Raw genomic sequence first — 22,388 nt, forward strand, 5'->3', positions numbered from 1 at the left:
GGCGGTAACCCACTTTAGGCCAAGCCAACGGAAAGTTCGACGGATCAGGCCGCGTGGGGTTCAGTGCGCAATGAGCGCGCGAGCGTAGCGAGGCGCGGACCGAATTCCGGCTCGAACGCGCTGACCTGGGCCCAGCGCCGGCGCAACCGTGCGGGCAGGTCTGCCATCGGCTGCGGCAGGACACGGGCGCACTGCTCGGCGGTTTCCCAGCCCCGGATCGCGAAGGCGGCGAGGCCCGGTGCCAGCGCGCGCCCGGCCTCGAGGGGCACTTCGTAAGACGCGTAATATTTCTTGTAATGCCCGCCATCGCGACCGAGATCCATGCGCGCAATGCCCAGCTCGCCAGCGTGTTCGGCAATCGCATGTATCAGGAGGAGGCCGGGTGAAAACTTGGCAAAGGCCGGATCGTAGGCCGGGAACCAGGAATGGTAGACATCTCCGGCCTTCAGGCCGGTTTCCACGGCGGCCAGGTGATCACCGAAATAGAGCGCGGCCGTCAGTGTGCCAAAGGGCGAACCCTCGCGGCGGCCGAGATTGCGCAGCAATTGCCGCGCCCAGGGCACGGACAGGACGTCGAGCTTTCCGGTGGCGCGGTATTGCGCGCTCTTCCAGGCTGCGAGCGTGTGGAAGTGATGACCGCCCGGATCGCCCAGGACGACGCGCATGGCACCAAATGCCTGTTCAGCCTTGCGGCGGCGGCGGTCGAGCTTGCGGAAGTGATCGCGGTGGAGGGCGCGCTGGGCATCGAAGTAGGCGTCCGCTCCTAGCGACAGATCACAGATCGCTGAGCCATTGCGTTCCCGGAACAGGCCGGACAGCCCGGCGCTCGGCCGGTACCAGTTGTCATAGACGAGGGCGCAAGCGCCACTGTCGTAGAGAATTTCGGCCGGGTCGAGCTTCACGCCCGGCGCAGACACAATCCCCTGATAATCCGACATGGGTGCACCGACGGGACGGATCGCACCGCCCTTCGGGGCATGATGCGCGAAATATCCGGCGATGGAGGCACCGTCGCGAATAACCGCGACGCTGACGTCATTGCGAACCTCGTCGACTGCGGCTGCAAAGTCGTGCAGCAGATAGGGGCTGACAAGTTCACCCTGCGGCGCAGCCCAGGCGTTCCAGCGCTGGACATCGGCCTCGGTCAATTCCCGAATCGGAACATTCGTGACAGGCATGGTCAGGCAACTCCCGAAATTCAGCCCTGTCGCAGCAAGCCGCGGGCCGTTTGGTTAACAGGGTTAGCGGCGGGTTAATTCCGGTGCGGTTGCGGGTGTGCGTTTCGGTTTCGTTCCGGTAATCTAGTGCCTTCGCGAGTCGGGACGGGACAGGGAAATCATGGGCCAGGAAATGCTGCTGATGGGGGCCGGGACGGTCGTTCTGGTCGTGGTCCTGGCCGGCCTGATGGTCTATGTCGCGCGCCTGCATCGCCGCCTGGGCGAGGCCGAACGCCGGAGTGCGTTGGCCGAGCAGGCGGAACGCGATATCGCCAGCCTGCGCGATGAGCTGAAAGCCGCCAACACGGCTCGTGAAAGCGCCGAGCGGAACCACGCCGCGCTGAAAGCGTCTTCGGACGCGGCCGAGCGCCACCACGCCGAGAAGCTGGCTGAGCTGGAAAAGGCCCGCAAGGATCTCACCGAGAGTTTCAAGCTGACGGCGAACGAGGTCCTCAAGGCCAGCGGTGCGGAACTGAACGAGCAAAGCGCGAAAAACCTGCAGACCCTGCTCAACCCGTTGCGCGAACAATTGGGCGAATTTCAGAAGCGCGTCATCGACGATGCCAAGGAACGAACGGGGCAGACCAGTGCGCTGCACCAGCTCGTCGATACGCTGCACAAGAATGCCGTCCAGATCTCCCAGGACGCGACCAATCTCACCAATGCGCTCAAGTCCTCGTCCAAGGTGCGCGGCGACTGGGGCGAACTGGTGCTGGAGCGCATCCTGTCGCGGGCGGGGCTGCGTGAAGGCGAGGAGTTCGAGACCCAGTCCCACGAGACCGATGCGGAGGGGCGGCGGCTGCGGCCCGATATCGTCGTCAACATGCCGGGCGGGCACCGGCTGGTGATCGACTCCAAGGTCAGCCTCAACGCCTTCGAAGCGTGCGTAAATGCCGAGACCGAAGAGCAGCGGGCGGCCTTCCTCAAGCAGCACATCGCCTCGGTGCGGACGCATGTAAAGTCGCTGGGCGAGAAGGACTATGCCGCGCTCTATGACGGGGTCGACTTCACCCTGATGTTCATCCCGCTGGAAGGCGCGGCGGTGTTGGCCCTGCAAAATGACCACGAGCTTGTCGCCTATGCGCTGGACCGGGGTGTGATGATCGCCTCACCGACCAACCTCACCATGGCCATGCGCACGGTGCAGAATCTCTGGACGATCGAGCGCCAGAACCAGAACGCCCAGGCGATCGCCGAACGGGCCGGCCTGCTCTACGACAAGCTGGTCGGATTCGTGGAGGAACTCGACAAGGTCGGCCAGCGCATCGATCAGGCGCACGGGGCCTGGGCGACCGCGAAGGAACGCCTGGTGACCGGGCGCGGCAATGTCATTCGCCAGACCGAAATGCTTAAAGCGCTTGGCGCGAAAACCAAGAAGGCGCTGCCCGATGGCTATCGCGATGCCGCCGATGATGACGATGACGCGCCGCTGATTGAGGGACCGGACGAAGACAGCCCGTCTTGAACCTCCGCCGCGCCCGGCATACTTAGAGACCATGGCTGTACGCGAGATCATCACTGTCCCGGACCCGCGCCTGAAAGAGGTCTCCAAACCCGTCGACCGGGTGGACGAGGATTTGCGGAACCTGATGGATGACATGCTCGACAGCATGTACGCCGCCGACGGGATCGGGCTCGCCGCGATCCAGATCGGCGTACCCAAGCGCGTCATCGTCATGGATCTCGACTGGGGCAAGGGCGAGCGCAATCCGCGCTATTTCGTCAATCCGGAAATCCTCGACGCGTCGGGCGACCTCGCGCCCTACGAGGAGGGCTGCCTCTCGGTGCCGACCGTCTATGACGAAGTTGAACGCCCGACCTTCGTGAAGCTGCGCTATCTCGATTACAACGGGAAACAGGTCGAGGAGACCGCTGAAGGCATGTATGCGGTCTGCATCCAGCACGAGATGGACCATCTCGAAGGCGTGCTTTTCATCGACCATCTCTCGCGCCTGAAACGCCAGCGCGCGGTGCAGAAGGTCAAGAAGCTCGAAAAGCAGAAAGAGCTGGCCGAGTAGTGGGCCGCAAAGGGTTTCTGATCGGAGGCGCGCTTGTGGCGCTCCTTCTGGTCCAGGCCCTCGTCATTTTTCTCTGGCTCCACAACCGTCCCGCCGCCGTCTGCGAACGTGAAGGCGGGCGCTGGAACGCCACCTTCCAGGGCTGCGAGACGATCCGCGAGGCCTCACCGACCTCGTCCGCATGAGCGCGCCGTCACGCGTCCGCCTGCGGCCTGCAACCGAGACCGATATTCCCGACCTTGAACGCTGGGACCGCGAGCCGCACGTCCTCGCCTGCATGGGCAAGGAAGCCGAGGAAGGCCCCGCCGACTGGCACGCCGAACTTGCCTTTTATGCCCAGTGCGGTGAGGTACTGATCGCGGAGCTTGATGACCGGTCCATCGGCGTACTCCAGATCATCGATCCCAATCGCGATCCGTCGCAATACTGGGGCGAGATGGCCCCCGGCTACCGGGCCATCGATATCTGGATCGGGGAAGCGGACCTCCTGGGGCAGGGCCACGGCACGGCGATGATGCGCCAGGCCCTGGCGCGCTGCTTTGCCGTGCCGGAGGTCGAGGCGGTTCTGATTGATCCACTGGAGAGTAATACCGATGCGATCCGCTTCTACCGGCGGCTCGGCTTTCGCGATGTCGGCCCGCGTCGCTTTGACGAGGACGACTGCCTGGTCCTGAAATTCGACCGGGCCGATTTTGGCTAGTTCCGGCTTGACCGGCAGGCGCGCGTATCGCTTAGCTGACAGCCATGAAACTCTGGCTTCCGCTTCTGGCCGTCGGCGCTCTGGCGCTCCCGGCCTGCTCGTCCGGCGACACCGCCGAAACCGGCCTCTTCGAGGCGCTCTCGGCCCATTGCGGCAACTCCTATGAAGGCCGTGTCGAGAGTGATGACCCGCGCGACGCCGATTGGGTCTCGCAGCGCCTTGTCATTGAATTCCGCGAATGCTCGGACGACACGATCCGCATCCCGCTTCATGTCGGCGAGGATCATTCGCGCACCTGGGTCGTCTCGCGGACCGAAAACGGCCTCCGCCTGAAACACGACCATCGCCACGAGGACGGCAGCGAGGATGTACTGACCCAGTATGGCGGCGACACCGAAGGTCCGGTCACGGGACTGCGTGCCGAGTTTCCCGCCGACGACTTCAGCCGCGATCTCTTCGAGCGTGAAGGCATTCCGGTCAGCATGGACAATGTCTGGTCTCTGACCCTGACCGAGGAAACACTGACCTATGCGCTCGACCGCCCCGACCGGCATTTCGAGGCGGTCTTCAACCTGACCGAGACCGTCGATACCCCGCCGCCGCCCTGGGGCGCTGAGGGGTAGCGGTTACTACGAAACGCCGCGTCATTCCCCGGCTAGTCCGGGGAATCCTAGTGGTTCCAGAGATGCCCCGCATGAAGCGGGGCATGACGCCTGTCATTTGCGCCCTTGATCTTTGACGCGCCGCGCGCTCAAACCCGGCCATGACCTTGCGCCTTGCCTTCATGGGTACGCCCGAATTCGCCGCCGCCTCTCTCGCCGAGATCGCGGCCGCCGGCCATGACGTCGCGCGCGTCTATACCCAGCCGCCCCGCCGGCGTGGACGCGGACAGGCCGAGCAAAAGACACCGGTCCATGTGCTGGCTGAACAGTTCGGTATCCCCGTCGAGACGCCCGAGCGCTTCCGGGACGCGGATGTCATCGCGAATTTCCAGGCGCTTGATCTCGATGCGGCGATTGTCGTCGCCTATGGCCAGATTCTGACACAGGAAGCGCTTGACGCACCGCGCCTGGGGTGTCTCAACCTCCACGCCTCGCTCCTGCCGCGCTGGCGCGGTGCGGCCCCGATCCAGCGCGCCATCATGGCGGGTGATGAACGCACCGGCGTGCAGATCATGCAGATGGAGGCGGGGCTCGATACCGGGCCAATCCTGCTGTCCGAAACCGTCGCGATCCACCCGAACGACACCGCCGGCAAGCTGCACGACCGGCTGATGGCGGTCGGGGCGCAGATGTGGCCGCGCGCGCTCGCCGCGCTCGAACGCGGATCGCTGGAAGCGGTGGCCCAGTCTGACGACGGCGCGACCTACGCGAAGAAAATCACATCGGAAGAAGCCCGCATCGACTGGTCGAAACCGGCCGGCGAAGTCAGCGACCATATCCGCGGACTGTCACCGTTTCCGGGGGCCTGGTTCGAGCTCGCCACCGAGAAGGGCAAGGTCCGCGTCAAAGTCCTTTTCGCTGAACCGGAACGCGGCGACGGCGAGCCGGGTGAAGTCCTCGATGACGGGCTCCTCGTCGCCTGCGGGCGCGGCGCGGTGCGCCTCACCCGCCTGCAGCGCGAGGGCAAGGCGGCGATGGACGCGGACGATTTCCTCAGAGGAAATGCGGTCAGCAAGGGCGTCGTGTTATGACATCCAGCTCGCCGCTTTCCCTCCCCTTGAGGGGAGGGTCAGGGTGGGGTGAGACAGGCTGGATTGCCCCCACCCCAACCCTCCCTCGGTGGGGGAGGGTGTAGACATGCCCCGCTACAAGCTTACGCTGGAATATGATGGATCGCCCTTCGCGGGCTGGCAACGCCAGGCCGATGCGCCCTCGGTGCAGGGCGCGATTGAGGCGGCGGCGGAACGACTCGACGAAGCCCCGGTGACGGTCCAGGGCGCGGGGCGCACCGATGCCGGAGTTCACGCGCTGGGCCAGGTCGCCCATCTTGATCTGGTCAAGGATTTGCCGACCGACACGGTCCGTGATGCGCTGAACCATCATCTGCGTGCCGACCCGGTGGCCGTGCTGGATGCCGAGCGTGTCGGCGAGGATTTCCATGCCCGCTATTCGGCGACGGCCCGGCATTATCTCTACCGGCTGATCGACCGGCGTCCTCCGCTGACGCTCCTGAAAGGCCAGGTCTGGCGCATTCCAGTACCGCTCGATGTCGCCGCCATGCACGACGCGGCGCAATGCCTTGTCGGCCTGCACGATTTTTCCACCTTCCGCGACGCGCAATGCCAGTCGGACTCGCCGGTCAAGACGCTCGACGCGATTGCCGTTGAGCGCGTGGGGGAGGAGATTCACCTGACCTGTTCGGCGCGGTCCTTCCTGCACCGGCAGGTGCGGTCTTTTACCGGTTCGCTGGTCGAGGTCGGATGGGGCAAGTGGTCGGCCCGGGACTTCCGCGATGTGCTCGAAGCCGCCGACCGTTCGCGCTGCGGCCCGGTGGCACCGCCCGACGGGCTCTACCTGACCCGGGTCGACTATCCGGCGAGCGCGTAGGCAATCGCCGTTGCGGCGATCAGATCGATGACGATGTGGAGCGCCGCAGCCCCGGCACCCGCGCCCCAGCTTAGGCCGAGCGTGGCCGTCGCCACCCGCCAATGCACGATCAGCAGGATGAAGCGCATCGGGATGGCGAGGAAGAACCACAGCGCCTCGGGCGGCATCAGCCCCGCGAGATAGATGATGACCAGCGCGGCCTGGAAGGCGATGAGCGCGAACACCGTCCAGTTATGGACGACGAGCCACAGGCCATACGGTCCCTTGCGTGAAAACAGGGTTGCGGCGAGCGCTGCCGAGACCGGAAAGAGCAGCCAGATACGCGCGAAATCAGCCGCAAGATAGGCAGGCGGGAAGCCGGGGTGCGCCTGACCGGCATCCTGGATCATGTAGACGATACCGATCTGGATGAGCGCATAGAGCGGCAGGGTCGGGATCACCGCCCGGAAGCTGCGCGCGACGCCCTCATAACTGACATCGAAACAGCCGCGCCATCCGTCCTGAAACAGAAAGAGCCGTTTCAGACCTGCAAAGGCATAAACGGCGTCGCGGATGAACGTGTTCATTTCCCCGTCCCGGCGAAAAAGCCGGCAATGACACGGGCATAGATGCGCGTCAGCGTGTCGATATCGGCCGCCGGCACGCGCTCGTCGATCTGGTGCATGGTCGCGCCAACCAAGCCGAATTCACAGACCGGGGCATAGTTGCGGATAAAGCGCGCATCAGACGTGCCGCCCCCGGTCGTCAGCGCCGGACGGCGGCCGGTCTCGGCCTCAGCGGCATCTTGTAAGAGGGTGACGAAGCCGCCCGGTTTCGACAGGAAAGCCTCGCCCGTCACGGCCAGGTTGAGATCAATTTTTCCGGCATAGCCCAGCCCGACGGCCTTGGCCTCGTCCTCGATCCAGCGTTTGAGATCGTCGCCCTTGTGGGCGGTGTTGAACCGGATGTTGAATTGCGCGGTGGCCTTGCCCGGGATGACATTGTGGGCGGTATTGCCGACATCGACGGAGGTCACTTCCAGATTGCTCGGCTGGAAATGCGGCGCGCCGGTGTCGAGTTCGCGCGTCAGCAACCGGTCTAGCAGCTGCAGGAGGACGGGCACCGGATTGGCAGCGAGCTCCGGATAGGCGACATGGCCCTGGCGGCCGGTCACGGTGATGACACCATTCAGGCTGCCGCGCCGCCCGATCTTGATGGTTTCCCCCAGATGATTGGGATTGGTCGGTTCACCGACGAGGACCTGGTCGAAGCGCTCACCGGCGGCGTGAACCGCCTCCATCAGCCTGACCGTGCCGTCGAGCGCCGGGCCTTCCTCGTCGCCGGTGATGAGGAAGGCGATGGAGCCCGGCGGATCGCCCTGCTCGGCCTTGTACTGACCGACCGCCGCGGCAAAGGCTGCGATCGCGCCCTTCATGTCCGCCGCGCCGCGCCCCCACAGAATGCCGTCCTTCAGGTCGCCGGAAAAGGGCGCGCGCGTCCAGCTGGCCTCGTCGCCTGTCGGGACGACATCGGTGTGCCCGGCAAAGGCGAGGACCGGGCCTTCAGTGCCCAGCCTTGCATAGAGATTGTCGACCTCGCCGAACGGGTAACGTGTACAGGCGAAGCCCAGCTTCTCCAGCGCCGCGGCGAGCACATCCATCGCGGTGCCGTCATCGGGCGTGACGGACGGGGCGCGAATGAGGTCGCGGGCAAGGTCGACGGCGTTTGTCATTCCTGTGGAGTCGCTCATCAGTTTGCTGAAACGGGATCAGATTTCAGACTATACATAAGGCATTGGCGAGGCCTTGCGACAAGGAGAATGACGCGATGGTGAAAGCGGTTGCATCCGACCTGCCCGAACAGACCGGGTCGCGATACCCGTCGCCCCATGACGAACCGTGTCAGGCACGGGTGTGGCAGGCGCTCGGCGCGCCGTTTGGCCTCACGCAGTTCGGGGTCAATCTGTTGCGCCTGAAGCCCGGTGTCTGGTCGTCGCAGCGCCACTGGCACAGCCATGAGGACGAGCTGATCTACATGCTCGAAGGCGAGGCGGTGCTGGTCACGGATGCGGGCGAGGAGGTCATGCTCCCCGGCGATGTCGCGGGCTTCAAGGCCGGCGTGAAGGACGGGCACTGCCTGCAGAACCGGTCCGATGCCGACGCGGTGATGCTGGTCGTCGGTAGCCGTGATGACCGCGACCACGGCGAATACCCGGACATCGACATGAAATTCTGGCCGGGACGCTATTCCGCTCCGGCGCGCTGGACCCGCAAGGACGGGAGTGAGTTCTAGGTCCGCAGGAGCTCGTTGATCGCGGTCTTGGCGCGGGTCTTTTCATCGACCCGCTTGACGATCACGGCGCAGGCGAGCGACGGGCCGCCCTTCGGATCGGGCAGCGAACCGGGGACGACGACCGCATAGGCCGGGACTTCGCCATAGAGGATCTCGCCGCTGGCGCGGTCGACGATCTTGGTCGAGGCCGAGATGAAGACGCCCATGGCGAGCACCGCGCCTTCGCGGACGATCACGCCCTCAACGACTTCGGAACGCGCACCGATGAAGGCGTTGTCCTCGATAATGGTCGGGTTGGCTTGCAAGGGTTCGAGCACGCCGCCAATCCCCGCCCCGGCCGAGACATGGACGTCCTTGCCGATCTGCGCGCACGACCCGATGGAAGCCCAGGTGTCGATCATCGCGCCCTCGCCGACATGGGCCCCGATATTGACGTAGGAGGGCATCAGCACAGCGCCCTTCGAGATGTGCGCACCCCGGCGCACAGCGCAGGGCGGGACAGCGCGGAAACCGGCGGCCTCGAAATTCTCTGCCGTCCAGCCGTCGAATTTCGACGGCACCTTGTCCCACCACACGCCCTGACCCGGTCCGCCTTGGATGAGGCCCATCGGGTTGAGGCGGAAGGAGAGGAGGACGGCTTTTTTGAGCCATTGATGGACGGTCCACTCACCATCCTCTCCGCGCGAGGCGACCCGGGCCTCGCCGCTGTCGAGCAGGGCAATGGCGGCATCGACCGCACGCGCGGTTTCTCTGTCCTTGGAGGACAATTCGGCGCGATTGTCCCAGGCCGTTTCGATGATGGATTTCAGGCTGTTACGGTCTGTGGTCATCGGCGGATTCCTGAAGCGGTGCGCGCCTCGCCCAGAAAGGTCTTCAGGCAGTCGGCAGCGAAATGGACATGGTCGGGATGTTCGCCGGGGCCGGCGCTTTCCTCGTCGCGAGGGCCCGGTTTGGCCCGGATGAGGATGGTGGTCCAGCCCAGTTCGTGCGCGGTTTTCAGATTGCGCACCGAGTCTTCGAAGAAGGAGGCTTCTGCCGGGCGAATGGCGAAGCGGCTGGAGAAACGCTCGAACCCGGCCATCAGTGGCTTGGGCTGGAAACCAGCGGCCTCGACGTCAAAGAGATCATCAAAACAGTCGGATAGGCCCAACCGCCCGCAGACATTCTCGGCGTGTTTCATCGATCCGTTGGTATAGACATAGCGCTTGCCGGGCAGGGCGCGGATGCGGTCCGCGAGGACCGGGTCCGGGTCGATCACGTCGAGGTCGATATCGTGGACGAAATCGAGAAACTCCCGCCCGTCGCCGATCTGGTTATTGGCCATCAGCCCGTTGAGCGTCGTGCCGTGTTCGCGCCAATACGTCTTCTGGACGATGCGGGCTTCGTCGCGAGGCAGTCGTAAGGTACGCGCGACATAGTCGGTCATTCGCGCATCGACCTGGCTCATGATCGCCGCGTCGGACGGATAGAGCGTGTGGTCGAGATCAAACACCCAGGTCGTGACGTGGGAGAGATCGGGGCCGGTTTCTGGCGCGCTCATTCCTCGTCCCCGCCATCGCGCAATTCGGGGATAGGGGCGGGCTCGGCGTCGAAGTCCTCCGGTCCGAAGGTCAGCGTGGCGCTGCCCTCGACCGGCTCGGGAATCTGTCTGAAAGCCGCCTGGGCGTATCCGCGCTCGGCGCACTGGTCCCGGCCTTCGGAGAGGAAACGCGAGGGCGCAACGCAAAAGACTTCCACACCGCCCGACAGGGGGCGATTGCCTTCGGTCAGCTCGGCATAGACATGGATGGCGCGCGTGGTCAGGCGCTCGGCAACCACCCGGGCGCAGGCCCCCGGTTCGAGACGCCACCAGCCGCGTGATTCCCAGGCGTCATTGCGCTGGCGGGCGATGACGGCCGCGGCGGCTTCGCCGGTTTCATTGCAGAGTGTCAGCCCGGTCGTGGCGTTGCGGCGCAGGGCGGCAGCCTCCAGCGCGTCAATCAGTTCGGGGCGTTCCGGGACACGCGGCAGGCCGGCATTGCGCACAAAGGCGGCAATGGCCGCCGTCGTCCGGCGTCCCGCGACACCGTCGATGGCACGGATGTCAGCCCCGGTCGCCTGGAGCAGGCGCTGGACACCGGCCTCCTCGGCACGATCGCCGAACCCGGCCGGCTCGACGAGGACGGTGCGTTGGCGGTGCTCGCCGCGGAGAATGGCAAAACCGCGCTGTTCGAGCCCCAGGGCCTCGCAATCGGTGACGCCCTCGGCAGAGAAATCCGATGGACCGACGCAGAGCGGGATGTCGCCGCGCCATTCGCGCACGCCGCCAAGATAGGCCGCGCTGGAGCGCGCATAGAGGAGGAGCGGTTCACCCGATTCGGCCGGGATGTCCGGGCCTGCCCGGACACATTCTCCCGGGCGGACGCGGGTCCAGCCTTCCACGGCGATCTCGTCGTTCGAGCGCCAGCCGAGCGCGGCTTCGACGATATAGCTCGTCTCGTTGCAGATTTCCGCGGCACGGGCGGCTGGCAGGGCAAGCAGCCAGAAGGCGAGGATGGCAATGACGCGGATCATGCCTGCCATTCTAGCTGCCAAATTCAGGCGTCAACACGGCAATTGCACCGCGCAGCTCGGCAATCCCGTCACCCTTGGCCGAGGAGGTGGCGATGATGTCAGGGAAAGCCGCCGGGCGGCGGGATATCTTTGCCGCGACACCGGCGAGGCATTTCTCGATCTCGGCGGGCTTGAGCTTGTCGGTCTTGGTCAGGACTATCTGGTAGCTGACCGCGGCAACGTCGAATTCCTTCATCACCGCATCGTCATTGGCTTTGAAGCCGTGCCGGGAATCAATCAGGAGATAGACCCGCTTCAGATTCGGGCGGCCCTTGAGGAAATTCTGGGTCAGCCGCGTCCAGCGCTCGGCTTCCTTCTTCGGGGCCTTGGCAAAGCCATAGCCGGGAAGGTCGACGAGTCGAATCTTGCCGTCGAGGTCAAAGAAGTTGAGCTCGCGCGTCCGGCCCGGTTCACCCGAGGCGCGGGCGAGCTGTTTCTGGCGGGCGAGTGCATTGATCAGGCTGGACTTGCCGACATTCGACCGCCCCGCGAAAGCGACTTCGGGCAGGTCGGTCGGCGGCAAGTCATCCAGCTTCACCGCCCCGCGCAGGAAGGTGACGGGGCGGGAAAACAGCTGCCGTCCGGCGGCAAGGGCGTCGGTACCGTCCCCGGTCAGCTCTCGGACTCCTTGGCCCCGCCGGTCAGGCGTTTGACCAGCTTGTCGAACTGCGTCTCCACGCCCTGGCGGCGCATGATGATGTATTGCTGCAGCACCGACAGGAAGTTGTTCCACGCCCAGTAGATCACCAGGCCGGCCGCGAACGGTGCGAGGATGATGGTGAACATGATCGGCATGAAGGCGAAGATGCGCGCCTGCATCTTGTCGGGCGGCGGCGGGTTCAGCGCCTGCTGGGCCCACATCGTGACGCCCATGATCAGCGGCCAGGCACCAATGGCCAGGAAGCCGCCCAGGACCGGCCAGCCGGACGGGTCGAAGGGCAGGGCTCCGAAGAGATTCCACATATTCGTGGGGTCCGGGGCCGACAGGTCCTGGATCCAGCCCGGGAAGGGCTGGTGACGCAGTTCCAGCGTGACAAAAATCGTCTTGTAGAGCGCGTAGAAGACCGGGATCTGCAACAATATAGGCAGACAACCGGCGAGCGGATTGACCTTTTCACGCTGGTAGAGCGCGATGATTTCCTGCTGCTGCTTCTGCTTGTCGTCGGCATGGCGCTCGCGGATCTCGGTCATCTTCGGCTGCAGGTTCTTCATCTTCGCCATCGAGACATAGGCCCGGTTGGCAATGGGGAAGAAGAGCAGCTTGACCAGAACTGTCACGGCCAAGATGGCGAAGCCGAAGCCGTAGGCACCGCCAAATACGCCCGCGAGCGTGTGCAGAAGCCAGAAATAGGGCCGGGTCAGGAACCAGAACATGCCCCAGTCAATCGCCATGTCGAAACGCTGGATGCCGAGGTCTTCCTCGTAGGCCTGCAGCACGTCGGCCCGTTTCGCCCCGGCAAAGACACGCGATTGCGACGTCGTCGTCTCGCCCGGTGCCAGCTCGAGCGGCTGGGTCTGGTAGCTGGTCTGGAAGACGTCATCGCCCTGGCGCTCAATGCGCTGGATGGTGGCTTCGAACTCGACCGACTGGTCGGGGATGACAGCGGTCATCCAGTATTTGCCGGTAATGCCGACCCAGCCGCCCACGCCATCGCGTTCGACCGGATCGTCGGCATCGACATTGTCGTACTTGCGGTCAGTCAGGCTGCCGCCGACCATGGCGATCGGGCCTTCATGCAGGATGAAGAAATTCGACAGGTCCGGCGGTTCGCCCAGCTGGCGCACACGGCCATAGCGCGACAGGGTCGCGGCGGCCGAACCGGTATTGGTCACCGTGTCGGTTACGGTGAACATGTAATTCTCGTCGATTTCGATGCGGCGGCGGAAGGTTAGCCCGTCCGAACCGGCATATTCGAGAACGACCGGCGTATCCGGGGTCAGGCGATTGCCTTCCGCGAGCGTCCAGGTCGTTGTCGCGCCGGGAACGTCGCGCGGACCGTTGGCACCGGCCGCCCAGCCATCATCGGCGAAATAGGCATGCTCGCTGCCACGCGGATTGAGCAGGACGACGGGCGAATCGTCCTCGATCGTTGTGCGGTGGCGCAACAGGCGCAGATCGTCGAACCGCGTTCCGGTCAGCGAAAAGGATCCGGCTACGGATGGCGCATCGATTTCAATCCGGGTTTCACTGGCCAGCGCCGTATCGCGATCGACCGCGACCTCGCTGACTGTCGTGTCAACACCACCGGTTGCGGCGATCTCGGCTTGTTGGGCCTCCAGTTCGGCGCGCTGGCGGCGGGCCGCCGGCTCCAGAACCAGGAATTGATAGATGAACATCACGCCGATCGCGATGGCGATCGCAATGATCATATTCTTGTTATCGCCCATGGGCGCCCGGCCTCGTGTCTTGTGGTTCGTCGGTGCGCCCGCCGGATGCGGGCCGCGCGAGGGTTAACAGTGCGCTTTTCACATCGTCAAGCAGATGCGGCCAGTCGCGTGCGCCCGTCGTGGCGCGGGCGATGAATACATAGTCGACACCGGCCTGTCCGTAGAGGGGCAATAGCAGCCGTGCCGCCTCGCGCAGGCGGCGCTTGGCGCGGTTGCGTTGGACTGCGCCGCCGATCTTTTTCGTGGCGGTAAATCCCGCGCGGCAGGAGTCAGCAGGCGCAAGGCCGGAACGGGCCTGCAGAACAAGGCCGGGACGAACCGCCTTTTTGCCTTTTGCGGCATGCAGGAATTCGCGGCGCACCGTTAGGCGGCCGACGGGAATGCCCTGTTTTTCCGTGGGTGTCAGGCTGACAGCCGCTTGCGGCCCTTGGCGCGGCGGCGGGACAGAACCTGACGGCCAGCCTTGGTGGCCATGCGCGCGCGGAAACCGTGCCGGCGAGCGCGGACAAGGTTGGACGGTTGGAATGTACGTTTCACGGGCGCGCTCCATCAGGCGTATTCGTAAGCGAGGCGCGGTCCATACGCGCTTCACTGCCCCCGCGTCAAGACCGATATGCGCCTTGCCGCCACACCCCGGACAAGCTAAGCGCGACGGGTGTGACGGACCATGACTGAATTAAAGTCGTCTCCACGTCCCGGAACGGGTGCGGCCGCGGCGCTGCGCGCGGCCCGGCGGGCGCTTCTGGAAAGCCTTCCCGGGCGGTTGCTGCTGTTCATCATCGTGTTCGCGATGATCGCCCAGCTGATCATTTTCCTGCCACTAGCGACGGCCTTCCGGAACAACTGGATCGCGGAACGCGCACAGGCCGCCCATATTGCCGCCCTGTCGGCCGACGTGGCGGGCGGCGCGGCCCCCAGTGATGCCGTCGTCCGCCAGCTTCTGACCGGCGCAGATGCCGTCGCCGTGGCGCGGTTTACCGAGGGCCGCAACGAGCTGGTCCTCTATGGCGGGCCGGTCGACGGCCCGCTGGTGACCCTCGACCGGCGCAGCGCGAACTGGGCGGGGGACGTGGCCGAAACCGCCGGGACATTCTTCGCGCCGTCCGGGCGCTATCTGCGGATCATCGCCGAGCCGCGCAGCGCACCCGGCGACGTGATGGACGTGATCGTCCCCGAAGCCCCGCTGAAGCGCGAACTGGCGGCCTATTCTGCCGGCCTGTTCTGGTTGTCGGCCTTCATCGCGGTCGTCACCGGCGCGCTCATCTATGTGACGCTCTTCTATCTCTTCGTCCGGCCGATGCGGAAGCTGACGCGGGCGATGGCGCGCTTCCAGAAAGATCCGGAAAACCCGGCTCGCACCATCCGTCCTTCGGGACGGAGCGACGAGATCGGCACCGCCGAGATTGCGCTCGCCGAGCTTCAGACCGATGTGCGCCAGGCCCTGAAGCAGCGCGAGCGGCTGGCCTCGCTCGGGGCCGCTGTGGCGAAAATCAATCACGACCTCCGGAATGTGCTGGCCAGTGCGCAGCTGGTGTCAGACCGGCTGGCGGCATCCGATGAACCCGCGACGCGGAAGATGGGCGAACGGCTGGTCCGCGCCATCGGACGGGGCATCCGCCTGTGCGAGGAGACGCTGCGCTTTGGACGCAGCGAGGAACGCCCGCCCGAGAAACGCGCCCTGTCACTGCGCCTCTCGCTGGAGGAAGCCGCTGCCGATGCCATGGCGGCGGAAGGCAGTGCGGTCTGGGTCAATGAGGTCGAGGCTGATCTGACGGTTCAGGCTGACCCCGACCAGGTCCACCGCATCTTCCTCAACCTCTTCCGTAATGCGCTCCAGGCGATGGACGGGCTGGGCGAGCCGGGCCGGCTGACGGTTGGTGCCCGGCGCGAGGGTGAAGCGGTCCGGATCGAGGTCGCCGATACCGGCACGGGTGTGCCCGACAAGGTTCGCGAACACCTGTTTGAACCCTTCTCCGGCTCGGCGCGGCGCGACGGCACAGGGCTGGGCCTTGCTACCGCGCGCGAACTCGCCCGCGCCCATGGCGGTGATGTCGAACTGGTCTCAACCGGGCCCGGCGGGACGGTGTTTGCCGTCAGATTGGAGGGGTAGACATTGCTTCGCGTCATCACCCGCTTTGTGCGAGTGATCTCCTGTTTCGAGATGCCCCGAATAATTCGGGGCATGACGCTAATGGGAGCATCCTCCTTCCCCTTGATGGGGAAAGCCAGCCCTCGACTGGATCGGGGGTGGCTGACGCGCAGCGTCAGACGGAAGGGGTGGGTCACTCTTGACGTCTTCGTATCCCACCCTCTCCGCCCGCTTCGCGGACACCTCTCCCATCAAGGGAGAGGAGGGGATGGCGTTTTCTATAACGAGTATATCTTCCTCATCCTTAGGTGCCCGCAAAGCGGGCCTCGAAGGATGGGACACGAATTACTCCAGCTGCCCAACAACACCCTCGCGCCGCGGATCGGCTCCGCCGTCAAGCGTGCCGTCGTCCAGCCGGCGGATGGCATGGAGGCCGGAGTTTTCGGAGCGGTTGGCGTCGAGCTGGAAGCCCTTGTCCGCCAGCGCCTCGAGTAGTTCGGCCGGATAGGTCTCCTCGACCCGCACGACATCGCCGCGCGCGACGACGTTCGGCAGTTCGATCGCGGCCTGGGGCGTCAGCCCCCAGTCGATGACGCCAACAATCGTCTTGGCAACATAGGCGATGATGGATGATCCGCCCGGCGAGCCGACACCCATGTAGAATTCGCCCTCGCCGTCGAGAATGATCGTGGGCGACATCGAGGAGCGCGGCACCTTGCCTGAACCCGGTGCGTTGGGATGAAGCCTGCCGTCCTCATCGCGCGGATCGAAGTTGAAGTCGGTCATCTGGTTATTGAGGAAAAACCCGCCCGCCATCCGGTTCGACCCGAAGAGGAATTCGACCGTCGCCGTCATTGAGACGACATTTCCGTGCGCATCGACGATAACGAAATGGCTGGTCCCGGGTATGTCCGGCTCGCCGGCCGGGACATGGGGGATGGCCGTGTCGCGGTCGATCAGGGCCGCGCGGGCGGCGATATAGTCCTCGTCGAGCAGGGCACCGGGCGTCACGGTCATCGCTTCGGGTGCGGCGACATAGGCGTCGCGGTCAGCATAGGCGAGGCGGCTTGCCTCGATGAAGCGCCGCCAGCCCTCTTCCGTCTCCGGTCCGGTCGCCGCCATGTCATAGGGTTCGAGAAGCCCGAGGATCTGGTTGAGGGCGATCCCGCCCGAGGCTGGGGGCGGGGCGCTGCACACGTCATAGCCGCGATAGTCCCGGCAGATCGCCGCGCGCCGGACCGGCGTGTAGGCCGCAAGATCATCGAGCGTCATCGCGCCGGGCACATCACCGGCCCCGACGGCCGCCACGATCTCGGCCGCCAGCGGGCCTTCATAGAAATTGCGCCAGTCCGCCGCGATGAGGCGCAGGCTCTCTGCATAGTCCGGATTGGCAAGGACATGGCCGACGGGGAAAGCATTGCCATTTTCGTCAAAGAAATAGGCGCCGCTCGCCGGCAAGTCCTCGATGGGGCCAATCTGTTGCGCGCGCAGGATCAGCGAGTGCAGGCGCGGGCTGATCGCGAACCCGTCCTCGGCCAAGCGTTCCGCGAAGGTGAAATTCTCGGCCCAGTCGCGCGCGCCGTGATCTTCATGGGCCATGGCGAGCATGGCGATGACACCCGGCACACCGACCGCGCGCCCGCTGGTCCACGCAGTGAGGAAGGGCAGGGGCTCGCCCTCTTCGTCCAGCCAAAGCGTCTCGTCAGCGGCCATCGGCGCGCGTTCGCGCCCGTCATAGACGGTGATCTCGCCGGTTGCCGCATCGCGGTAGAGCATGAAGGCCCCGCCGCCGAGGCCACTCGATTGCGGCTCGACGAGGCTCAAGACCGTCTGGACCGCGATGGCCGCGTCCATCGCATTGCCGCCATTGCGCAGGGCATCGAGACCGGCCTCGACCGCGTGCGGGTTGGCCGCCGCGACCATGGCTGTGTGTTCGGTCGCCGCGCCAGTCGGTGTGGGCGCAAGGGCCTCCTGAACCGCGCAGGCCGGGGCACCGGCGAGAAGGAAAAGAAGGCCGAGCCGGGAAAGGAAAGTCCGCATGTCTTGACGCTTGCTGGTAACGGAAGGGACAGTCACCATAACGTGGCGCGCGCGAAGGAAAAGAGGGCGAAGATGGCGGCTCCCGGACGGACGAATTCACTCCTCGACGTGGACGGGATCGCAGTCGGTCAGGCCCATGACGCGACCGTGCGCACCGGTGTGACGGTGATCCTGCCCGAGACCCGAGCCGTCTGTAGCGCCGATGTGCGCGGTGGCGGGCCGGGCACGCGCGAGACCGACGCCCTCCAGCCCCACACGCTGGTCGATGCGGTCGACGCGGTCGTGCTGTCGGGCGGCTCGTCCTGGGGGCTGGGTGCGGCCGACGCCGTGGCCGCCGCGCTGGGTGCGCGCGGGCGCGGGTTTTCCATGCAGAACAAGCCGGGCGTGCCGGTCTCGCCGGTCGTGCCGTCGGCCATTCTCTATGATCTCACCAATGGCGGGGCGAAGGACTGGGGCGAGGCCCCGCCCTATGCACGGCTGGGGCGCGAAGCGCTCGACGCGTGTGGCGAACCCCTGTCGCTGGGCCGCGCCGGGGCCGGATATGGCGCGCTGGCGGGCAGTCTTCCCGGCGGGATCGGGTCGGCGAGTATCGTGACGGCAGACGGTTATACGGTCGCGGCCATCGTGGCGGTCAATTCGGTGGGATCGGTGCGTATTCCGGGCCGCGAGGCCTATTGGGCCCATGCGCTGGAAATTGGCGGTGAGTTCGGTGGCTACCGGCCGGAGGGCGGCGCATTCGACGCCGAGGACTGGGGCGACGCCAAGCTCAATCCCAACCCCGGCGAGAACACGACCGTGGCCCTGGTGGCGACCGACGCGGTCCTCACCTCAGCAGACGCCAAACGCTTGGCGATCATGGCGCAGACGGGCCTCGTACGCGCGATCCGGCCGGTTCACACGCCCTTTGACGGGGACACGGTTTTCGCGATGTCGACAGGGAAGAAACCGCTCGCCGACCCGGCTCCGCTGACCCTCACTCGGCTGGGCTCACTGGCTGCGGACTGCCTCGCCCGCGCTATCGCGCGCGGCGTCCACGAGGCGGCCTGCAGCGAGGTGTAAAAGGCGGCGTAACGCGCTCTTGCCAAGCCGGTATCACGCGGCTAGGTTCCGCGCCTTCCCGCCGGGGCCTTGGCCCTTAATGGCGGGCCGATACGGCAGGCACCGGTAGCTCAGCTGGATAGAGCACCAGACTACGAATCTGGGGGTCGGGAGTTCGAATCTTCCCCGGTGCGCCATTCTTTTCAATGGGATAGACGAAATCGCCCAGGGCCGAAATCGCGCTTTGGCACCAGCTTGGCACCACGCGCGCGCGAGACCTGCGTGACTGCGGGGAACCAACGCTGCGCTGGCGACCCTGGCGGACGGCGATGGAACGCTAAGACGCCTGGCCAATGGCTCTCAGAAGTTCGTCATAATCTTTGATCTTCTTGAACTGAATCTCTGGCGCGATGTCGCGGAAGTATCGTTCGGCGCTGTCTGTATTGTGAAGCTCGGCCAGCCTTAACTGCTCTTTGGTCGTGTCGCCTTTGGTTTCAGCGACAAAATAGATTTGCCGTTCGCCGGCGAATTCCAAGGCGATGGCCCAGTCGGGGTTGTAGGGGCCACCGGGTGTCGGGATCGTGAAGCCCCTGGGAAGCTTGGCGTAGACGATGACCTCTTCGGCGGCCTCGAGTTCACTGGAGAAATCGCGCTCATTCTTCGAGTCGACGGCGACGTAGTTGTAGACGTGCTTGCTGGTCTCTAGAGCGTCTTCAAGCGGAATCTCTTGCCGGTCAGTCTCGAAGATCGAGACGTCATAGGTCTGCCCGGTTTTTTCGTATCGAAGCGACTCAATCGCCAATGCGACCTTCTCCCGGCGGATCAACTCGGCGACTTTGCGCAGGAACATCTCCGGGTTCTGCCCGAACATCGCGAACGTGTTTGCGTTAATGCCCGTCAGAATACGCCCGGTGGTCTGCCGTGTCAGCCGTGCCAGCGATGCCAGTTGGCCGATCAGGTCAAATCGAACAGTGCTGTCGACGGCATCCTCATAAGTCTCGGACCGGGTCCGTTCCTCGCGGAATGCGGAGCGGCTGCGAATGTTTTCCACGCCGATACCCGTGCCGAGTTCCGCGCCGGTCACGATAATCCTCTGGCGATCAACCGAAAGGTCTTTGTCCAGGCGGGCAACTGCACGCGTGATCAGCGACTCGGTGTCGAAATCGGTGAAATAGACCGCCTGCTTGTTGATCTGGTTCCAAAGCTCGAGAAAAGCTTCTTTCTCAAGATTTTTCCGGCGCACCTCCGGCATGACCATCTTGCGGGCATTGCCGGTCATCCGGCGCAGCGCGGTTTCGTCGAACACGGTATCAACCAGGGCCACAAACTCGGCGGCATGCTCTTGCAGCGCATAGGGGAAGTTTTCCCATATGGCCTGCGCCTCCTCCGACGCTTCGCTGAGCTTGCCCGATGCTCCGGCGGCAATGGCCTCGGCAATGGTGTCGCGGTCCTCGTGCCACTTTGCCGTGATATGCCGGGCGGGATCGATATAGCGTTCGCCGATCAACCAGTATTCGAGTTCTGACGCTTGAGCCTGTGTGACGTCGTGCGCACCGGTTGGCGTCGTGATGGACAGGGTCTGGAAGTAGGCGGCGGTCGCTTCCCGCGGACGGCCTTTGAGCGCGTCGGCCATCTCGTCCTGAAGGGCCTTGGCAAAGTCTTCGTAGCTTTCCGAGGCGATGACGGTCAGGACATTGATCTGGTGGACAATGCTCTTGTCATCGGTCCGGTGGCCGTTTGCATCGACGCTGATGCGCAGTCCGCGCCCGACCTCTTGCCGCTTGCCGATTTCATGGTCGGACTGTTTGAGCGTGCAGATCGTGAAGACATTCGGATTGTCCCAGCCTTCGCGCAGGGCGGAGTGCGAAAAGATGAAGCGCACCGGCTCGTCCAGAGACAGCAGGCGGCCCTTGTTCTTCAGGATCAGGTCGTAGGAGGACTCGTCCTTCGCCTCGCCTTTCTCGTCGCCAGTCTTGTTGACCGACGGATCGACCATGCGGCCCTTCTTGTCGATCGAGAAATAGCCGTCATGAACCTGCTCGGGCCGGTCGCGCTTCACATAGGCGAGCCAGGCCTGATCAGTCGTGTCGAGTTCCGCCAGCTCATTGAGGGCGCGCTGATATTCTTCCTCGAACATCTGCGCGTAGAGGCCGTTCTGTTTCTCGCCGTCCTCGCCGTAGATGCGGTACTTCGCGACCTCGTCGATAAAGAACAGCGAGAGCACCTTGATCCCGCGCGCATGCAGCAGACGCTCGCGATCGAAATGGGCGCGAATGGTTTCGCGGATCTGCACGCGGCGCACGGCGTTTTCGCTGGTGTCACCGGTGACGCGGCCTTCTTCCAGCAGCTCGCCGTTGGTGAATTCGACTGTGCGCTGTGTCACGTCGATGTTGGAAACGGTGTAGCCCGCATATTCAGCCAGCCCGCCGGATTTCTCTTCCAGCCTGTCACCATCGCGCAGCCACACCGGTTTGCGTTTGACCTGCCCGCCCTTGAGGCCATGCTCGATCATCACCCGCGCTTCAGGCTTGCGGCCATCGGTGAAGGTGCGGAAGCCCGAAAGGTAGAGATAACCGTCGAGCCCCGGCAAGCCCTTGGTGGTCACGCCTTTGACCTGGATTTTTTTCACCAGCTTGCGGTTATAGGCATCCAGCGCGTCGAGCCGGTGGACGAGGTTGTAGCGCGTCTTGTGTGTCGCCGAAAAACGCAGTGCCAGTGGCGACTGGAAGTGCGTCATCGCGGCCTGCGTCTTCGCCCCCTCCATCCGCTGAGGTTCGTCGAGGATCAGGATCGGGCGGTTTCCAGCAATCACATCGATTGGACGGCGGCTCTGAAAGCTGTCGGGCGTGTCAAAGATGATTCGCCCCGCTCCGCGCCCGGTATCGGCGGCGCGCACATCGGCGGTGAAGGCCTGTGTGTTGATGATCATGCAGTGCAGCCCGCCATCCTCGCTGAACGCGGTAAGCTTGTTGAGCTGGCTGCTGCTGTAGACGAAGTGCCGGATCTTGTGGCCGTAGAGCGAATGGAACCAGCCCTCGGTATCCTCCAGCGTCTTCTTCACCCCTTCGCGGATCGCGATGCTCGGCACGATGATGATGAATTTCGACCAGCCATACTCTGCGAAGAGCCGGTACATGGTGTCGATATAGACATAGGTCTTGCCGGTACCGGTCTCCATCTCGACATCGAGATTGACCGGCGCGGCCTTGCTCTTCGCCAGTTCGCCGGAGGGCGGCAGGTGCTGCGCCATCTGCACCTTGCGGATATTCTCGAGCAGGTCTGCATCGGAAAGTTTGAGCGGCGCATTGCGCAGCCCTTCCTCGAACAGGCTCGTTTGCGCCGCGGCATCGCCCATTCCACTAATTTGGCCCGGATCGATCTGGTATTGGACGCCCTCGATACGCGGCTGACCGGCAAAGCAATCGACCACGGCCTGCGTGGCCTTGGCCTGGTAATCGAGCGGCTTGAAAATCTGCTGGGTCATGC

General features: G+C 64.6%; 22 protein-coding genes and 1 tRNA gene. 11 read left to right on the top strand and 12 right to left on the bottom strand.

Features of this window, described 5'->3' with window-relative positions:
- Window positions 1-44: 44 nt before the first annotated feature.
- The gene (locus V0U35_RS03930) at window positions 45-1,178 is read right to left on the bottom strand and encodes a GNAT family N-acetyltransferase (RefSeq protein ID WP_330195351.1); all 1,134 of its coding nucleotides are present in this window, start codon (window positions 1,176-1,178) and stop codon (window positions 45-47) included.
- A gap of 160 nt (window positions 1,179-1,338) precedes the next feature.
- On the opposite strand from V0U35_RS03930, the gene V0U35_RS03935 reads away from it, so the two are divergent.
- The 7 genes from V0U35_RS03935 to truA all read left to right on the top strand — a co-directional run bounded on the left by V0U35_RS03935 (window position 1,339) and on the right by truA (window position 6,484).
- Window positions 1,339-2,682 carry a DNA recombination protein RmuC gene (locus V0U35_RS03935; RefSeq protein ID WP_330195352.1) on the top strand — a complete coding sequence of 448 codons (1,344 nt, stop codon included), beginning with the start codon at window positions 1,339-1,341 and terminating at the stop codon, window positions 2,680-2,682.
- 31 nt (window positions 2,683-2,713) lie between these two features.
- Window positions 2,714-3,235, top strand: a complete 522-nt coding sequence (gene def, locus V0U35_RS03940) for a peptide deformylase (RefSeq protein ID WP_330195353.1) — start codon at window positions 2,714-2,716, stop codon at window positions 3,233-3,235.
- A gap of 35 nt (window positions 3,236-3,270) precedes the next feature.
- Window positions 3,271-3,420: a hypothetical protein gene (locus V0U35_RS03945; protein ID WP_330195354.1), complete on the top strand. Its 150-nt coding sequence runs from the start codon at window positions 3,271-3,273 to the stop codon at window positions 3,418-3,420.
- Entirely contained in the window at window positions 3,417-3,935 is a 519-nt protein-coding gene (locus tag V0U35_RS03950; protein ID WP_330195355.1) for a GNAT family N-acetyltransferase, read from the top strand. Before V0U35_RS03945 ends, V0U35_RS03950 begins: the two co-directional genes overlap by 4 nt.
- Before the next feature lie 44 nt (window positions 3,936-3,979).
- Window positions 3,980-4,558, top strand: a complete 579-nt coding sequence (locus V0U35_RS03955) for a hypothetical protein (protein ID WP_330195356.1) — start codon at window positions 3,980-3,982, stop codon at window positions 4,556-4,558.
- A gap of 140 nt (window positions 4,559-4,698) precedes the next feature.
- Complete coding sequence (fmt, locus tag V0U35_RS03960) at window positions 4,699-5,628, top strand: methionyl-tRNA formyltransferase (protein WP_330195357.1); 930 nt, start codon at window positions 4,699-4,701, stop codon at window positions 5,626-5,628.
- 106 nt (window positions 5,629-5,734) lie between these two features.
- The gene (gene truA / locus V0U35_RS03965; protein ID WP_330195358.1) at window positions 5,735-6,484 is read left to right on the top strand and encodes a tRNA pseudouridine(38-40) synthase TruA; all 750 of its coding nucleotides are present in this window, start codon (window positions 5,735-5,737) and stop codon (window positions 6,482-6,484) included.
- Here truA and V0U35_RS03970 read toward each other — a convergent pair.
- The gene (locus V0U35_RS03970) at window positions 6,466-7,050 is read right to left on the bottom strand and encodes a hypothetical protein (protein ID WP_330195359.1); all 585 of its coding nucleotides are present in this window, start codon (window positions 7,048-7,050) and stop codon (window positions 6,466-6,468) included. The two genes, truA and V0U35_RS03970, sit on opposite strands and share 19 nt — an antisense overlap.
- Window positions 7,047-8,195, bottom strand: coding sequence for a succinyl-diaminopimelate desuccinylase (gene dapE / locus V0U35_RS03975; protein WP_330195360.1), 1,149 nt, complete (start codon window positions 8,193-8,195; stop codon window positions 7,047-7,049). Before dapE ends, V0U35_RS03970 begins: the two co-directional genes overlap by 4 nt.
- Before the next feature lie 95 nt (window positions 8,196-8,290).
- Here dapE and V0U35_RS03980 point away from each other — a divergent pair, with 95 nt between their 5' ends.
- Window positions 8,291-8,755: a cupin domain-containing protein gene (locus V0U35_RS03980; RefSeq protein WP_330195361.1), complete on the top strand. Its 465-nt coding sequence runs from the start codon at window positions 8,291-8,293 to the stop codon at window positions 8,753-8,755.
- Here V0U35_RS03980 and dapD read toward each other — a convergent pair.
- The 7 genes from dapD to rpmH are packed head-to-tail and all read right to left on the bottom strand — an operon-like array spanning window position 8,752 to window position 14,272.
- Window positions 8,752-9,585: a 2,3,4,5-tetrahydropyridine-2,6-dicarboxylate N-succinyltransferase gene (gene dapD, locus V0U35_RS03985; protein ID WP_330195362.1), complete on the bottom strand. Its 834-nt coding sequence runs from the start codon at window positions 9,583-9,585 to the stop codon at window positions 8,752-8,754. The two genes, V0U35_RS03980 and dapD, sit on opposite strands and share 4 nt — an antisense overlap.
- Complete coding sequence (locus V0U35_RS03990) at window positions 9,582-10,295, bottom strand: pyrimidine 5'-nucleotidase (RefSeq protein ID WP_330195363.1); 714 nt, start codon at window positions 10,293-10,295, stop codon at window positions 9,582-9,584. The genes dapD and V0U35_RS03990 overlap by 4 nt, the downstream gene beginning before the upstream one ends.
- Window positions 10,292-11,308, bottom strand: a complete 1,017-nt coding sequence (locus tag V0U35_RS03995) for a DUF1036 domain-containing protein (RefSeq protein WP_330195364.1) — start codon at window positions 11,306-11,308, stop codon at window positions 10,292-10,294. Before V0U35_RS03995 ends, V0U35_RS03990 begins: the two co-directional genes overlap by 4 nt.
- Window positions 11,309-11,318: 10 nt before the next feature.
- Window positions 11,319-11,921 carry a ribosome biogenesis GTP-binding protein YihA/YsxC gene (gene yihA / locus V0U35_RS04000; RefSeq protein ID WP_373696368.1) on the bottom strand — a complete coding sequence of 201 codons (603 nt, stop codon included), beginning with the start codon at window positions 11,919-11,921 and terminating at the stop codon, window positions 11,319-11,321.
- Window positions 11,922-11,959: 38 nt separating this feature from the next.
- Window positions 11,960-13,735, bottom strand: coding sequence for a membrane protein insertase YidC (gene yidC / locus V0U35_RS04005; RefSeq protein WP_330195365.1), 1,776 nt, complete (start codon window positions 13,733-13,735; stop codon window positions 11,960-11,962).
- Window positions 13,725-14,117, bottom strand: a complete 393-nt coding sequence (rnpA, locus tag V0U35_RS04010; RefSeq protein ID WP_373696369.1) for a ribonuclease P protein component — start codon at window positions 14,115-14,117, stop codon at window positions 13,725-13,727. Before rnpA ends, yidC begins: the two co-directional genes overlap by 11 nt.
- 20 nt (window positions 14,118-14,137) lie before the next feature.
- Complete coding sequence (rpmH, locus tag V0U35_RS04015; RefSeq protein WP_330195367.1) at window positions 14,138-14,272, bottom strand: 50S ribosomal protein L34; 135 nt, start codon at window positions 14,270-14,272, stop codon at window positions 14,138-14,140.
- A 130-nt stretch (window positions 14,273-14,402) separates the two neighbouring features.
- On the opposite strand from rpmH, the gene V0U35_RS04020 reads away from it, so the two are divergent.
- Window positions 14,403-15,845: an ATP-binding protein gene (locus V0U35_RS04020; RefSeq protein ID WP_330195368.1), complete on the top strand. Its 1,443-nt coding sequence runs from the start codon at window positions 14,403-14,405 to the stop codon at window positions 15,843-15,845.
- 324 nt (window positions 15,846-16,169) lie between these two features.
- Here V0U35_RS04020 and ggt read toward each other — a convergent pair whose 3' ends face one another.
- Window positions 16,170-17,864, bottom strand: a complete 1,695-nt coding sequence (ggt, locus tag V0U35_RS04025) for a gamma-glutamyltransferase (protein ID WP_330195369.1) — start codon at window positions 17,862-17,864, stop codon at window positions 16,170-16,172.
- A gap of 72 nt (window positions 17,865-17,936) precedes the next feature.
- On the opposite strand from ggt, the gene V0U35_RS04030 reads away from it, so the two are divergent.
- Both V0U35_RS04030 and V0U35_RS04035 read left to right on the top strand, forming a co-directional pair.
- Window positions 17,937-18,923, top strand: a complete 987-nt coding sequence (locus V0U35_RS04030) for a P1 family peptidase (protein ID WP_330195370.1) — start codon at window positions 17,937-17,939, stop codon at window positions 18,921-18,923.
- A gap of 99 nt (window positions 18,924-19,022) precedes the next feature.
- Window positions 19,023-19,099 (top strand) — tRNA-Arg (locus tag V0U35_RS04035).
- A 140-nt stretch (window positions 19,100-19,239) separates the two neighbouring features.
- On the opposite strand, the gene V0U35_RS04040 is transcribed toward V0U35_RS04035, so the two are convergent.
- A complete protein-coding gene (locus V0U35_RS04040; protein ID WP_330195371.1) occupies window positions 19,240-22,386 on the bottom strand; it encodes a restriction endonuclease in 3,147 nt (1,048 codons plus the stop codon).
- Window positions 22,387-22,388 lie beyond the last annotated feature (2 nt).

The sequence above is a fragment of the Hyphobacterium marinum genome, from assembly GCF_036330325.1.
Classification (GTDB): domain Bacteria; phylum Pseudomonadota; class Alphaproteobacteria; order Caulobacterales; family Maricaulaceae; genus Hyphobacterium; species Hyphobacterium marinum.